The organism is Actinomadura miaoliensis, from assembly GCF_039536785.1.
Classification (GTDB): Bacteria; Actinomycetota; Actinomycetes; order Streptosporangiales; family Streptosporangiaceae; genus Spirillospora; species Spirillospora miaoliensis.
In genome coordinates, this window is record NZ_BAAAZG010000015.1 from 45693 (window position 1) to 59982 (window position 14290).

Sequence of the window (14290 nt, forward strand, 5' to 3'; positions counted from 1 at the left end):
TTATTCGGTTGGCGGATGTGCCGGGGCTCGTTAGCCTCGCGCCGGTGAGCGGTGGCGTGATTCCGGTGTTGTGGTTGTGCGGTCCGTCCGGTGTCGGCAAGTCGAGCGCGGCGTTCGAGATCTTCTCCCAGATCTCCCGTGCCGGAGTCCGGGCGGCGTTCCTCGATCTCGATCAGATCGGTCTGTGCTATCCCGTCGACGACGAGCACCGCGTGAAGATCGACGCGCTGGGCGCGGTCTGGCCGAACTACCGGGCGGCCGGGGCGGAGTGCCTGATCCTTTCCGGCGTCGTGGACACCGCCGAGCAGGCTCGGGCGTACGCCGGCGCGATGCCGGGCGCGGCCGTGACCTTGTGCCGCCTGCGCGTGCACGCGGACGAGCTGCGCCGGCGGTTCGTCGGCCGTGGGTGGCGTCCCGAGCTCGTGGACCGGGCCGTCGCCGCGGCTGACGCCCTGGACCGCACCGGCTTCGCCGACCTGTGCGTCGACACCGACGGGCTGGCGGTGCCCGAGGTCGCCCGCACGGTGCGTGAACGGATCGGCGAATGGCCCGCCGCCGCGCCGTCACCGCCGCCCGCGCCGCCCGCCCCGCGTGCCGGTGCCGCGATCGCGACGCCGACGCTGTGGTTGTGCGGGCCGGTGGGCGTCGGCAAGTCCACGATCGGATACGAGGTGTTCCGGCAGGTCATCGGCGACGGCGTCACGGCCGCGTACGTGGACGCGCGGCAGATCGGCTTCCTACGGCCGGCGGGCGGCGACCCCGGCGGCCACGCTCTCAAGGCGGCCAACCTGGCGGCCCTGGAAGCGGTGTTCCGCTCGGCCGGGGCGCAGTGCCTGATCGTCTCCGGCGAGGCCGGTCACCCGGACGCCTACACCGGCCTCTTCCCGGCGTCCGTGCTGACGGTGTGCCGCCTCGACGCCGGGCCGGACCGGCTGGCCGAGCGCCTCCTCCTGCGCGGCCGGGGGCACGGACCGGTCATCCCGGGCGACGAGTTGCGAGGGCTGCCCGAGGAGACGCTCCTGAAGATCGCCGAGCGGGCCGCCGTCGAGGGCGCGACCGGAGCAGACGGCGCCGTCCGTGTCGACACCGATGAGCGGTCGGCGGCGGACGCGGCGCGGGCCGTGCGCGCGGCGGCCGGTGACTGGCCGCGCCCGCGCACCCCATCCGGATGAAAAGGCGGCGGGGCATGAAAAGGCGGCGGGGCCGGGTGCGGGAGGTGGGCACCCGGCCCCGCCGGGGCGGGGGGCGGTCGTTCTACGAGAGCGGGGCGATCCGGATGTTCTTGAAGCGGATGCCGCCGCCGTTGTTCTCCAGGCCGATGTGACCGGCGAGTTCGCGGTCACCGGTGTAGGTGTTCACCAGCTGGTCGTTCCAGTAGATCTTGTACTCCTGGCCGCGGACCTCGATGCGCACCTTGTTGTAGCCGCCGCCGACCGGCTTGACGTTGAGGATGTCGGCGGGGTCGATCCCGTCGATCGAGCCGGTGCGGAAGCGGGCCTCCTCGACCCGGTCCAGGATCGAGACCTGGTAGCCCTTGGTCTGCGGGTCGGCGACGGCGGAGTCGCCGTCCGGGATCCGCAGGAAGATGCCGGAGTTGGCGCTCACGCTGTCCTGCTCGTACTCCAGTTCCAGCGTGTAGTCGCGGTACTGCCCGCGCTGGTACCACAGCGCGCCGCGTCCGCCCTGCGGCGTCAGCACACCGTTGTTGACCGTGAACGAGCCGGAGCCGGCGTGGTCCCAGCCGCCCAGGGTCTTGCCGTCGAACAGGTTCACGAAGCCGTCGGAGCCGGCGACCGGCCTCCAGGTGACCTTCGTGGTGTCGGCGACGTAGTCGGTGCGCAGGTTGGCGGGGGTGTCGCCGTTCACCACCAGCACCTTGGCGCCGTCCTTGACGCACGAGTTCTGGTATCCGGCGCAGGCCACGATGATGTCGTCGGCGCCGACCGGGCTGGTGTAGGTGAGCTTGGCGTTGCCCCTGGCGTCGGTCTTGGTGATCGTCTCCTCGGCGAGCTGGTAGGGGGTGCCGCTGGTGTGCCCGGCGGGCAGCGGCGCGGCGGGCGCCTTGCGGAACACCTGGATGGTCATGTCGTGGCCCTTGGGCGAGGTGCCGCGCCTGGGGTTGAGCTTGGCGACGGCGGTGTGCTGCTTGCCGGTGTCGCGGGTCGCGTTGTCCGGCGTCACCCTGATCGTGCCCTCGACCTTCTTCGCCACGGTGACCTTGGCCGCCGTGCCGGTGCCGAGCGCGCCGCCGGACGAGTCGGTCACCGTGACCTTGGCGGTGTACTCGCCGGGATTGGCGTAGGCGTGCGTCACCGACGCGCCCTGGCCGGTCGTGCCGTCGCCGAAGTCCCACGTGTACGCGGCGTCGGACGGGGCGTCCGGCGCGGCGGCGGTGAACGTGACGTTCAGCGGCGCGGGTCCGCTCTTCTCGTTCGCGGTGACCTGGACGCCGATCGCCTCGGCCATGCCCTTGCCGTTGAACCGGACCGAGTCGACGTCGAAGAGCGCGCCGGTCGAGTCGGGGTTCTTGAAGACGAGGAACAGCTTGCCGGCGCCGCCGCCCGGGTCGGTGAGCGGGACGGCCGGCAGGGTGACGTACCGGTCGAAGCCGCCGGTGCCGGCGACCTTGGCCGTGCCTGCCAGCGGACCGGTCGGGGAGTCCTTGCGGATCTCGATGGTGCCGCCGGCCCCGCCGGAGGACACCCGGAACGTCGCCGACGTCATGTTCTTCAGGTCGACCGGGTTGAACGCCAGCCAGTCGCCGTTGTTGATCGCGCCGATGCGCCGGCCGCCCTCGGCGCCGCCGTGGCTGACGATGGACGTGCCGTTGTTCTCGGTGAAGTGCTCGGCCTGCTTGCGCTTCTTCTGCAACAGGATCTGCTGGGTGCCCTCCAGGCCGGGCACGCCGTCCGAGCCCTTGTCGGTGTACGTGGCGCGCAGCACGGTGAAGACGTTGGCGTCGTCGCCGTGGCCTTCGACGTTCTCCAGCGCGAAGCTGCCCTCGCAGCCGTTCTTCTCCAGGATCGGATGGGCGTGCAGGTCGTGTCCGAGCGCGACCTGCAGTTTGACGGCCTGGCAGTCGATCTGGCCGTCCTCGGCGTCGGTCACGTTGATCTTGTAGGGGATCGTCTCGCCGAAGTCGGCGAAGCCGCCGTTGGCGGGCGACGTGATCGTCACCGTCGGCGCGTTGTTGCCCGCGGTGATCGGGAACGACTGCACCGACGACTTGCCCGTCACGTCGCTGACCATCAGCCGGGCCTGGAAGGCGCCCTTGGCGGTGTAGGTGTGCTCGGCGACCGGCTGGTCGGAGTCGGTGGTGCCGTCGCCGTCGAAGTCCCACGCGTAGGCGATGGGGTCGCCGTCCGGGTCATGGGTGCCGGTGGCGTCGAACTTCACCGTCAGCGGGACGCTGCCGGACGTCGGCGTCGCCGTCGCCTGGATGACCGGCGACCGCTTGCCCTTGACGTAGTCGACCTTGTAGAGGCCGACGCGCGGGCCGACGGTGAAGAACCCGCCGCCGTAGTCCAGGAAGTACAGCGACCCGTCCGGGCCGAACTCCATGTCCATCGGCTGCCCGTTCACCGAGCCGTCCGTGCTGGTGAACACGTTCGGCAGGAACGTGTTGATGTTGAGCAGGTCGCCCTTGTCGTCGAGCTTGACGTCCCAGGCGCGGTGCCGGGAGTAGTCGTAGAAGAACGGCGTGCCCTCGTAGTAGGCGGGGAACTTGGTGTCGGACTGCAGGTTCTCGTCGTACCGGTAGACCGGCGCGCCCATCGCCGTGCGGCCGCCTGGGGTGGGCGGGCAGAACTGCGGCAGCTCGTTCCAGGTGGCGCAGTCGTTGGGGTACCACAGCAGCGGCGGCGTCATCGGCGGCAGCTCGCGCAGCCCCGTGTTGTTCGGCGAGTCGTTGACGAGGTTGTCGCAGTCGAACGGCGGGCCGGTGGTGCCCGTGGCGAAGTCGTAGTCGAAGTACGGCTTCTTGTTGGCCTGGCAGTACGGCCAGCCGTGGTTGGCCGGGCCGCGGATCTGGTTGAGCCGCTCGTACGCCTCCGGGCCCTGCGTCGGGCTGTCCTCGTTGGCGTCCGGGCCGACGACGCCCATGTAGACCCAGTCGGTCTTCTTGTCGACGTCGAACCGGAACGGGTTGCGCTCGCCCATCGTGTAGATCTCGGGCTTGGTCTTGGCGGTGCCCGGCGGGAACATGTTGCCCTCGGGGATCGAGTACGACCCGTCGTCGTTGACCTTGATCCGCAGCATCTTGCCGCGCAGGTCGTTGGTGTTGGCGGCGTGGCCCTGCTCGTCGTAGTCCTCGCGGCCGGGCCGCTCGTCGATCGGCGAGTACCCGTTGGACTGCCACGGGTTGATGTTGTCACCGGTCGACAGGTACAGGTTGCCCTTGGAGTCGAAGCCGATGTCGCCGCCGACGTGGCAGCACAGGCGCCGCTGCGTCGGGACGTGCAGGATCTTCTGCTCGGTGCTCAGGTCGAGCCTGTTCCCGACCAGCTTGGCGCGCGACAGGACGTTCTCGGGCGTCGTCCCGGCGGGGGAGTAGTAGAAGTAGACCCAGCCGTTGTCCTCGAAGTCCGGGTCGAGTTCGACGCCCTGCAGGCCGTCCTCCTCGCCGGTGTAGACGTCGATGGTGGCGGCCATGGAGACCTCGCCCGTCCGCTGGTCGAACAGGCGGAACTCGCCGCGCCGGCTCGTCATCAGCACCCGGCCGTCGGGCAGCACGGCCAGGTCCATCGGCTCGCCGACGTCCTTGGTGAGCAGGCTGGTCTGGAAGTTCTTCCACACCGTGGCGCCGCAGTCGGACGCGACGGCGCCCGCCGCGGTCTGGATGCCGCCCAGCAGGTGCTTGCGGAACCCGTCGTCGTCGTACGTGGCGGCCTGGGTGCCCAGGCCCGAGTACCACGAACGTCCCTGGCGGACCTCGCCGCACCAGCTGATCGGGTGGTCGTAGCCCATCGCGCCGGTGCCGGGGGTGTAGGACTTCTCGTCCACCCCGGCCAGGACGTGCTGGTTGCCCCGCACGTTGGCGGTGTAGTTGTAGAACACGTCGTTCTGCGGGACGCGGCGCGGCAGGTCCTTGGTGGACGGGTGCGCCGGGTCGTACACCATGAGCTGGCCCTGCTGCGCGGCGGGTTTGGGCGACTTGGTGCGTGCGCCGATGGTGGCGCCGTACCAGTCCCAGCCGGGTTCGGCGTCGGCGGCGGTGTTGAGCGCCACCAGGCCGCCGCCCCGCTCGACGAAGCCCCGCAGCGCCGCCTGCTGGTCGTCATCGAGGACGTCGCCGGTCACCGACAGGAACACCACCGCCTTGTACTGGGCGAGGTTCGTCTCGGTGAACAGGCCGGAGTCCTCGGTGGTGTCGACGGCGAAGTCGTTCTCCGCGCCGAGTTCCCGGATGGCCGCGATGCCCGCCGGGATGGAGTCCACGCGTTCCCCGGCGGTCTTGGAGAACACCAGGACCCGGTAGGAGGCGGCGGCCTTCGACCGGACGGTCTCAGCCCTGGCCGCCGCCGGCACGGCGGCCAGCATGGACAGGAGGAGCATCAGGGAGATGGACAGGAGCAATAGTCGGCTTTGAACCCAAGGCACGACGTCCTCCCCTGGACGTGTGAGCCCCGCGTCCTCCCCCGTGTGGTCGGGGCCGCGTTGATCAGTGCCTCCCGGATGCTAGAGGACTTTGCCCGGGTCGCCTAGATCTTTCGTTTCGTCACTCGATGACTTTCTCCTGAAAGAGGCGAAAGATGATGCCGTCATTGATCACGGTGGTATGCCCCACGAGCTGGCCTGGTGTCCGAATATGCGACAAAGGAGGGCCGGTCGTGGCCACATCCGGCCGCCCCTCCATCTGGGCGCCTCCGGGCTCCGTCCGGCGGACGGATCGACAACCCCTTTGCCGACTTTCGCCATTGACGAGACAAACATGCGCTGTAACAGTGCAAAGCAGGCTTCGTCCCCGGACCGAGGAGGATTCGTGGCTCCCCACCGACGCCGCCGCACGCCCCGCAGGACCATCGGCCTCACCTTCACGCTCGCGCTGGCGTCGACCGGGATGCTCGCGCCCGTGGCCACGGCGGCCACGGCGTCCGGCGGCGCCTCACCGGCCGCCTGCCCCGCCCCCGACGCCCGCCCCACGGTCTGGATCCTCGACGAGCGCACCACCGTGCCCAGCCGCCCGACCTCGGGCGGCTGCACCATCAACGACCTGATCGACGACGAGCGCGCCTGGGCGAGCAAGGGCGCGTTCCTGCGCCACGTCACCGCCGTGACCACCCGCCTCCGCAAGAAGCACCTGCTCAGCGGCAGGGAACAGGGCAGCCTGGTCGCCGCCGCGGCCCGCTCCGACGTCGGCAGGGGGAGCGGCTACGAGACCATCTTCGACGGCACCGCCGACTCGCTGTCGCGGTGGCTCCAGGCGCCCGGCGGCTCGTTCAGCCTCCAGCCGGACGGGACGATCCGCACCGTCGGCGGCCTCGGCATGCTGTGGTACGCGGGCAAGGACTACGGCGACTTCTCGCTGCGGCTGCAGTTCCGCGACGCGCGCACCGACGGCGGCTACTCCAACAGCGGCGTCTTCGTCCGCTTCCCCGACCTGCGCACCCCGCTGGAGGAGCGCCCGGCCGGCAGTTGCGGCACGGTCGGCTCGGCCCGCACCTCCCCGGCCTGGGTGGCGATCTACTGCGGCCACGAGATCCAGATCTACGACGGCCCCACCGGCGAACCGCAGAAGACCGGCTCGGTCTACAACTTCGGCACGGTCGGCCTGGACCGGGCCCGCCCCACCCCGCCCGGCACCTGGAACGACTACGAGATCCGCGTCCAGGGCCAGCACTACACGATCATCCGCAACGGCGAAGTGATCAACGAGTTCGACAACACGCCCGGCAAGAACTCCTCGCGCGCCGGCGACCCGCCCACCGACCTGCGCCAGTTCACCCGGGGCTTCATCGGTCTGCAGAACCACGGCTCCAGCGACGTGGTCGACTTCCGCAACGTCCGCGTCCGCGAACTCCCCGCCCCCCGCCCCTGACCGTCACGGGCGCGCCGACGCCCCCGGCACACGAGGTCGCGGCCGCCCTGAGCTGAACGCCCCCCCGCGAGGCCGAGGGCGGTCGACGCCGCCAACCTGCCCGCGGGGGCGTTGATGCCACGCCGTCCGGCCTGCCGGGCCCCGCTGGCGCCCCGCCCCGCCGCCACGTGCTGCCTGCTGGTGGCGCCCCTGAGGGAGGGGCGCCACCCATGGCCGGTTCAGAGCCGCGGGCTCACTTCCTCAAGAACTCGTGGATCGGCTCGTTGACCCGCTCCGGGCCCGCCGGTCAGCCCTGGTCGAGCAGCGATGCGTGCGGCGGTCAGCCTCGGCCAACCCTCGGCCCCGCGAACCCCGACGCACTCACCGCCCTCCAGCAGGGCGCTGTTCTTCGGCGGGCCGTCCGGCGGGGACTCTACGAGATCGTCTTCGGCGCCCTCGGCCGCGTCGCCGTGCCGTGCACCGTCTGCTACCCGCAGGACCGCGGCGGGGCGAGAACGTGGGAGAAGGTCTTGTCGGCTACCGGGATCCGGAGTGTCGGCGTCGCCTCATGAACGGGTGATGGCTTGCTCGAGCAGGTTCTGAAGGACGCGCTGTTGCTCAGGGGAGAGGCTGGCCAGCGGTGAGTCCTGGGCGAGGAGTTCGAGGAGCCGTTCGCGGAGGGTGTTGCCCTCCGCGGTGAGGACGAGGTGCTTGGCGCGGCGGTCGGTCGGGTGCGGGCGGCGCTCGATGAGGCCCTGCTTCTCGAGCTTGTCGACGACGAAGGTGGCGTTGGAGGGCTCGCAGCTCATGCGCTCGGCGAGATCGCGCATGGTCATCGGTCCGGTCATCTCCCGCAACGCGGTCGCCTGGGCCGCGGTGAGGCCCAGGGCGACGGCGCGTTCGCGAACGTGATCGGCGATCTGCTGGGCCAGTCCGTTCACCAGGCCGCACAGCTCCCGCTCGGCGGTGGCCTGCGGGTCTGGAGACGTCGTCATGCCTCGATCGTAGCAAGTCCATCAAGCCAGCATATTTCTAGCTTGAATATTTCTTGCTTGATGCTTACTGTGGTGCCCTCGCCGCCGAGGGACGCGGCGATGACCTGCCACCGACGTACTCACACCGACGAACTAACACCGGCGAAGGAGAAGGACATGGCGACCTCCGTGGTTGACCACGACGAGCGGCTGCGGCGGCCTGCGGGAATCCGCTCGGTACGGCTGGGCGACACGAGGGTGTCCTTTGTGCCCGACGGGGCCGTGCAGCTCCCGCCGCGCGGCTGGCTCCCGGACACCACCGATGAGGTGTGGACCGCCCACCCGGACTACCTGGACGACTCCGGTCACCTCGTGGCGAGCATCGGCGGCCTGCTGGTGGAGAACGGCGACCGCGCACTGTTGATCGACGCGGGGTTCGGGCCGCAGACGCTGCCGCCCGATCCGGGAACCCCACGCGGCGTCATCCACGGGGGCGCGCTCCTGGACAATCTGGCCGAGCTCGGCCGCAGGCCAGAAGACATCGAGGCGGTGGCCTTCACCCACCTGCACCCCGATCACCTCGGCTGGGCCTGGCATCCCGCCCCCGGCGGCGACCAGCCGGCGTTCGCCCATGCCGACTACCTCGTCTCCGAGCCGGAATGGGCCCAGCGCGACCTGCTGGAGACGCACGGCATGACCGAGGAGCTCACCGCGATGGCACCGCACGTCCGTACGGTGACGGACGGGCAGGAGATCTTCCCTGGCGTGCGGGTCCGGGTCGGCGTCGGTCATACGCCCGGGCACGCGGAGTACGTCATCACGTCGGGCGGACAGCGGCTGATCGCCTTCGGTGACGCCCTGCACTCACCGATCCAGGTCGACCACCCCGAATGGTCCGCTGCCGTCGACCACGACCCCGTACGGTCCGCCGAGCACCGTCGCCGGCTGGTCGCCGAACTGGAAGAGCCCCACACGATCGGCTTCGGCGTCCACTTCGCCGACGTGGTCTTCGGGCAGGTCCGGCGGGACGGCGACCGTCCCGCCTGGCGCCCCCTCGACGCCTGACCCCGCAGGGGGACCGGTACAACGACGATCGCGTGCGGACTCCCCACGAAGTCGCGCACCAGGTACTGGCCGGGCATCGTCACAACCGCGCCGACCGCGACGGTCACGGTGATGCCAGGCTTCGATCGGCTCGTAGGCCCGGCCGGGGCCGACGTCAGGCCTGGGTGAGCAGGGACGTGTAGGCGACCGAGGAGCGCTGCCCCGACATGAACGCGACGAACTCGCGGATGAACTCGCTCCGTGAGTAGGAGCCGCCCTGGTCGCCGCCGTCCAGGTCGCGGGCGAACGCGGTACGGAACAACGCCCGGTGCTCGCCGGCGCTGATGGTCTGGTCGCCGTCGGCGTCGGCGACGTCGAACAGCACCTCGGCGACCTTGATCAGGGCGGGCCCGGCCAGGGAGGCGGCCGCCGCCGCGTACTCCTCCCGGGAGATGCGCCCGTCCCCGTCGGTGTCGAGCGCGGCCTGCAGCTCCCGCCACCAGGCGGCGTAGGCGTCGTACAGCCGGTGCTCGTCGTCCTCGTCCAGATCCAGCCGGCCGGCGATCTCACGGGCCATGGCCGCCAGGTCGGGCCAGTCCAGGTGGCCGTTGCCGGTCTGGTCCAGCACCTCGGCGAAGAACCGGTCGGCGGAGAGGGCCGCCCCGCCGGTGGCCTCCGCCGGGTCGGGCGTGAGCAGCCGCCACAGGGCCGCGGCCCGCCTCGTGCGGCGGCGCAGCGCCCTCAGCACCTCGGGGCTGTCGCCGCCCGCGGGGTCGAGGATGCTCATCACCGTGTCGGTCCGCGTCCAGGACCGGGGGAGCAGGCGGGTCGCCACGCCGCTGCCCACGTGGACGCCGCGGTTCAGTGCCTGCGCGCCGGGCACGTCGCCCAGCCCCGCCCGCCGCCGGAACTCCTCGGGCAGCGAGGCCACGATGATCGCGCCCGCGACCGGACCGGCCACCGCCCGGCCCACCGCCCACACCGCGGGCCGGCCGCGCAGCAGCGGCGGCGGAGGCAGGTGGGAGAACAACCGGAACAGGATGATGCGCATCGCCTCGGTGTTCTCCAGACCCCGGGCGATCATGTCGTCGTAGTAGGGCCAGAACTCCTGCAGCGTGGCGGGCAGCCGGTCGGCGTCGCCCTCCAACAGCTCCAGGAACGCCCGGAACTCGGCGTACAGGCGCCGCAGCCCGGGGCCGTCCAGGGACTCGCCGCTCAGCCGCACCATCGTCACCGTCGACTCGAACAGCGACGCCACCACCCACGCGCGGGCGGCGGGGTCCATCGCGTCGTAGGGCCGCCCCTGGTCGTCGGTGCCGGACATGCGCGCGTGCAGCCGGTTGAGCCGGGCCACCTCCCGGTCGCGGATCCGGCTGTCGCCGGACAGGATGCGGCGGGTGCTGAGCAGCGTGTTGCGCAGCCGCCGCCACGGGTGCGCCACGAACGTGGAGTTGTCGATCAGCGCCGCGCCGATCTGCGGATGGGCGGCCTCCAGCACGGTCGCCCGCACCACCGCCAGGCCCCACCGGGCGTCGTCGCAGTACCCGTGCAGCAGCGAGTCCGTCCCCAGGAGGGCGGCGGGGCCGGCGGTGGGTGTGCTGTCGCTCATGGTGCTCCGTTTCCTGTCGTGGTCGGCGTCAGGACGTCGCCGAAGCGGCGTTCGCGGCGCCGGTAGGCGTCCAGGCACTCCCAGAAGTGCTCGGCCCGGAAGTCGGGCCACAGCACCCGAGGGAAGATCCACTCGGCGTACGCCACCTGCCAGAGCATGAAGTTGGAGATCCGCTGCTCGCCGGAGGTGCGGATGACCAGGTCCACGTCCGGGGTGTCGGGGTACGGCAGGTGCCCGGCGAAGCTCTCCTCGGTGACCTGGTCGGCCGGCACGCCCGCACGGATGAGCGACCGGGCCGCCTCCACGATGTCGCGGCGCCCCCCGTGGTCGAACGCCACCGTCAGCGTCATCCGCCGGTTGCCGCCGGTGAGCTCCATCAGGTCGGTGACGTCCCGCGCCAGCGACGGCGGGATCCGCGGATCGTTGACCCCCAGGAACCGGCAGCGGATGCCCCGCGCGTACAGCGACGGCGCGTGCTTGCGCAGCGTCCGCCGCACCAGCCGCATGATGAAGTCGACCTCGTCGCCGGGACGCCGCCAGTTCTCTGTGGAGAAGGCGTACAGGCTCAGCCACCGCACCCCGGCCGTGTACGCCGCCTCGATCACATCGATCACGGCCGCCTCGGCCGCCTGGTGCCCGGCCGTCCGGGGCAACGACCGCTGCCGCGCCCACCGCCCGTTCCCGTCCATCACGCAGGCCACATGACGGGGCACGCTCAACCCCACCCCACCCCACCCCACCCACCTCCGCCCTCGGCGCCTGCCTCGACGAGCGGCTCACCGGCCGCCCGACGACGCGAAAGCAACCCTAACCACACGTAAATGGCAAAATGCAGAAAGTAAGGGCAGTAAAGCTTTGCCGGTACCCCCTTCGCCGCCACCGCCCCACCCGCGTACCCGCCCGCCGAGCCGGGGGGCGGGCGTCATGGTCCCTCCCTCGGGTCGTGGTCGCGGTCACGATAGGGGGCGGCGCCGACAGTTCGGCGTCGGCGGGCCAGGGCCGCTCCGCGACGGGATGACCTGGGCGTCAGCTCGAAACGGGACGCCGAGCCGAATGGGACGAGACGGGGTCGTCGGCGCTCTATGATGCTTGATCGCTGAGGACACAGGAGGGGGACCCATGGCCACCAAGGTCGTCATGGTTGACGACATCGACGGCTACGACGGTGAGGACGTCGCCAAGCGGGACTTCGAGGTCGCCGGTGCGAAGTTCACCATCGATCTGGGCGACGCGAACCACAAGCGCCTGCAGGAGGCGCTGGACACGCTCACGCCCTTCCTGGAGAAGGCGGCCGTGGTCAAGGCCGCCGGACGCTCCCGCAAGAGCGCCGCCGACACCTCGCCCAAGCTGCGCGGCTACACCAACACGGACGTCCGTGAGTGGGCCAAGGAGCAGGGCATCGAGGTCAGCGTCCGCGGCAAGATCGCCGACGAGGTGTACGAGCAGTTCATCGCGGCGCACCCCGACGCCAATCCGGAGGACGCCAGCACCGAGGAGGCCAAGGCCGCGGCCGAGGACGCCAAGCCCGAGGAGGCCAAGGCCGAAGAGGCCAAGCCTGAGGAGGCCCAGCCGGACGAGGGCAAGGCGGAGGGCTGAGCAGGGAGCCGGTAGGTAGGGCGGCCGTGTGGGCGCAGCCCATGCGGCCGTCGCGTGCCGGGAACGGGCCCGCACACCGGCCGTTGCCGGTCTGACTTCGGGGCCGCCTGTGTCGCAGGCGGCCCCGGAGTCAGGCGGCGGTCGCCTGGGGCGTGCGGAGCATCGAGAAGATCAGCCGCGCGACTGCGGCTTCGACAAGCGCCACCAGCGCCTTCGCGAGGACGGTGGCCAGGAGATCGGTCACGGTGGTTCACCTCGTGGTCGACTACAGCAATGACCGTTTTATCCGATTTCGGACATCCCTGTGCGGATCGAACGTGACCAGAAGGTGAACAGTTGGTAAGCGCCCTCCTGTCGGCTGGACGACGGCGTCCTCTGGGCTCCGCCTAGGTCGTCCGGGTCTGCCCGGCCCGCTGCCGGCCGGTCGCCCGCCGTGCGACGGCGACTCCGACCCCGATCGCCGCGGCCACCGGCCAGTCCACGAACCCGAACGCCGCCAGGGCGCCCAGCCCGGTGTAGTAGGCCAGCCGTCCGGGCGGCGGAAGCGAGGAGGCCATGGCCTTCCCGGCGTCGACGACCTGGTGCCCGGCCAGCCCGATCTGCGGCGTCGGCACCTGGAACCGGTGGACGGTCACATGCGGGGTGACGACGGGAACGGGAACGGTGGTCTTCTTCTGCTCCCGCGCCCGGGTCGCCCTCGGTGTGCTCGTCGTCGCCGCGGAGCGCCGCCGCGTGGTGGTGGCGGCCCGGCTCGGGCTCTCCGTGCCCCTCCGCTGTGTGGTGCGTCTGCGTGTTGTCCTGGTTTCGGCGACTGTCGCCATGTCGGCCCCCGGCACTGTCTCGGCTTGACCACGGCTCGGAGGACGGAGCGCTGGCCTTCTGCCCCGTCCTCGCAAGTCGAAGTCCGTGTGGTGGGGGGCTACCCACAGGCCGTCGGCCAAACATCGCCGGCCGCCGATCCGCTTGCCGCATTGCTTACCGCCTTTTGCCTGGTCTGCGGCTTGTGACCGGTGGCTCCGGGGTACGGCACCGCCCGATGCCCGGCGAGCGGCATCGATGCGCCGGGACGGGGAGGGGGAAGGCAGTGCTGATGCAGGTGATCCGGGTGGTCGGCCTGGCCGTGGGCGACTGGCAACTCCAGCCCGCCGTGCCGCCGTTGAGCAGCCGGGAACATCGGGAACTGGCCCAGACCCTGCGGCGGCTGCCGTCCTGCTACCGCGACCGGCTGCCCCAGCCGACGCTGCGGCGCGTCACCAGGGAGGCGGCCAGCGGACGCTGGGAGAAGGCCGTGGAGCTCCTGGTCGCCGCCCTGCACACGCGCGCCGCCCCCGTCACCGCCGCCGAACGCGACGAGCTGCGCGCCGTCGCGACGGCCCTGGCCATGCCCGCGCCCGCCGAGCGGGTCGACCGGCTCCCGCCGCGCTGAGCCGGGCGACCGGCGTCAGCTCTCCAGGACGGCCTTGACCACCCGCCCGCCGACCACGTCGAAGTACCGGTCGCCGATGCCGGCCGCGAGCCCCACCGGGCCGCTGCCCTGGACTACGACCACCTCGCCGACGTGCACCGGGCTCCGCTCGTGCAGCGCGTGGATCATCGTGGGCCCGGTGCAGGCCGACGACATCGCGGGCAGTGGGTCCACGCCGTCCGGCAGCCGGACGATCGTGGTGCCCGCGCGCAGGTAGATGTACTCGCCCCAGGCCCCCGACAGTGCGGGCTTCTCACTGACCGGGCGGTTGACGCGGTAGGTGCGGCGCGCCGAGGTCGGCTCGCGGTCCGCGTTCCCGTTCGTCCGTCATCCCGACCTCCCGGGGCGGAGCCTGCGCCGACGACCACACCGCACGGCCAATCGGGCGCTCACATAAGTTGAGTCGCCCAGACTCAACTCGCTTGACGGGACGATCTCCGTCGGGCAGTCTGGCCCTACGGAGCGGCGAAGTTATGCCTATGCGACTCAACTTGTCTGCGTCAGGTGCGCGGACGACGACGTGACAACGCCGGAGGACGAGAGACATGGGACGTGCGGTCGGTATCGACCTCGGGACGACCAACTCG

11 protein-coding genes are annotated in these 14290 nt (G+C 71.2%); 5 read left to right on the forward strand and 6 right to left on the reverse strand.

Annotated elements, in window-relative coordinates; genetic code table 11:
* Nucleotides 1-44: 44 nt before the first annotated feature.
* On the forward strand, nt 45-1172 hold the full coding sequence (locus tag ABD811_RS12520) for an ATP-binding protein (RefSeq protein WP_344945642.1): 1128 nt from the start codon (nt 45-47) through the stop codon (nt 1170-1172).
* 82 nt (nt 1173-1254) lie between these two features.
* On the opposite strand, the gene ABD811_RS12525 is transcribed toward ABD811_RS12520, so the two are convergent.
* Nucleotides 1255-5553 carry a ThuA domain-containing protein gene (locus ABD811_RS12525; protein ID WP_344945645.1) on the reverse strand — a complete coding sequence of 1433 codons (4299 nt, stop codon included), beginning with the start codon at nt 5551-5553 and terminating at the stop codon, nt 1255-1257.
* 427 nt (nt 5554-5980) lie between these two features.
* Between ABD811_RS12525 and ABD811_RS12530 the strand changes: the two genes are divergently transcribed.
* Complete coding sequence (locus ABD811_RS12530) at nt 5981-7036, forward strand: 3-keto-disaccharide hydrolase (RefSeq protein ID WP_344945648.1); 1056 nt, start codon at nt 5981-5983, stop codon at nt 7034-7036.
* Between the two features lie 545 nt (nt 7037-7581).
* On the opposite strand, the gene ABD811_RS12535 is transcribed toward ABD811_RS12530, so the two are convergent.
* Nucleotides 7582-8010 (reverse strand): MarR family winged helix-turn-helix transcriptional regulator, encoded by a 429-nt coding sequence (locus tag ABD811_RS12535; protein ID WP_344945651.1) that lies wholly within the window; start codon nt 8008-8010, stop codon nt 7582-7584.
* Nucleotides 8011-8166: 156 nt separating this feature from the next.
* Here ABD811_RS12535 and ABD811_RS12540 point away from each other — a divergent pair, with 156 nt between their 5' ends.
* The gene (locus tag ABD811_RS12540) at nt 8167-9054 is read left to right on the forward strand and encodes an MBL fold metallo-hydrolase (protein ID WP_344945654.1); all 888 of its coding nucleotides are present in this window, start codon (nt 8167-8169) and stop codon (nt 9052-9054) included.
* A 154-nt stretch (nt 9055-9208) separates the two neighbouring features.
* Here the strand turns inward: ABD811_RS12540 and ABD811_RS12545 are convergent, their stop codons facing one another.
* On the reverse strand, nt 9209-10642 hold the full coding sequence (locus ABD811_RS12545) for an oxygenase MpaB family protein (RefSeq protein WP_344945657.1): 1434 nt from the start codon (nt 10640-10642) through the stop codon (nt 9209-9211).
* A complete protein-coding gene (uppS, locus tag ABD811_RS12550) occupies nt 10639-11355 on the reverse strand; it encodes a polyprenyl diphosphate synthase (RefSeq protein WP_344945660.1) in 717 nt (238 codons plus the stop codon). The genes ABD811_RS12545 and uppS overlap by 4 nt, the downstream gene beginning before the upstream one ends.
* Nucleotides 11356-11761: 406 nt before the next feature.
* On the opposite strand from uppS, the gene ABD811_RS12555 reads away from it, so the two are divergent.
* On the forward strand, nt 11762-12238 hold the full coding sequence (locus ABD811_RS12555; protein ID WP_344945663.1) for a histone-like nucleoid-structuring protein Lsr2: 477 nt from the start codon (nt 11762-11764) through the stop codon (nt 12236-12238).
* 386 nt (nt 12239-12624) lie between these two features.
* Here the strand turns inward: ABD811_RS12555 and ABD811_RS12560 are convergent, their stop codons facing one another.
* Nucleotides 12625-13059: a hypothetical protein gene (locus tag ABD811_RS12560; RefSeq protein WP_344945666.1), complete on the reverse strand. Its 435-nt coding sequence runs from the start codon at nt 13057-13059 to the stop codon at nt 12625-12627.
* 263 nt (nt 13060-13322) lie between these two features.
* Between ABD811_RS12560 and ABD811_RS12565 the strand changes: the two genes are divergently transcribed.
* Nucleotides 13323-13664: a hypothetical protein gene (locus tag ABD811_RS12565; RefSeq protein WP_344945669.1), complete on the forward strand. Its 342-nt coding sequence runs from the start codon at nt 13323-13325 to the stop codon at nt 13662-13664.
* A gap of 15 nt (nt 13665-13679) precedes the next feature.
* Here ABD811_RS12565 and ABD811_RS12570 read toward each other — a convergent pair whose 3' ends face one another.
* A complete protein-coding gene (locus tag ABD811_RS12570; RefSeq protein WP_344945672.1) occupies nt 13680-13877 on the reverse strand; it encodes a hypothetical protein in 198 nt (65 codons plus the stop codon).
* Between the last annotated feature and the right edge of the window lie 413 nt (nt 13878-14290).

Bases quoted from the DNA above. Each gene is read 5' to 3' on its own strand.
- ABD811_RS12525 (WP_344945645.1), bottom strand. From the start codon at position 5,553: ATGCTCCTCCTGTCCATGCTGGCCGCCGTGCCGGCGGCGGCCAGGGCT.
- ABD811_RS12535 (WP_344945651.1), bottom strand. From the start codon at position 8,010: ATGACGACGTCTCCAGACCCGCAGGCCACCGCCGAGCGGGAGCTGTGC.
- ABD811_RS12540 (WP_344945654.1), top strand. From the start codon at position 8,167: ATGGCGACCTCCGTGGTTGACCACGACGAGCGGCTGCGGCGGCCTGCG.
- ABD811_RS12545 (WP_344945657.1), bottom strand. From the start codon at position 10,642: ATGAGCGACAGCACACCCACCGCCGGCCCCGCCGCCCTCCTGGGGACG.
- ABD811_RS12555 (WP_344945663.1), top strand. From the start codon at position 11,762: ATGGCCACCAAGGTCGTCATGGTTGACGACATCGACGGCTACGACGGT.
- ABD811_RS12560 (WP_344945666.1), bottom strand. From the start codon at position 13,059: ATGGCGACAGTCGCCGAAACCAGGACAACACGCAGACGCACCACACAG.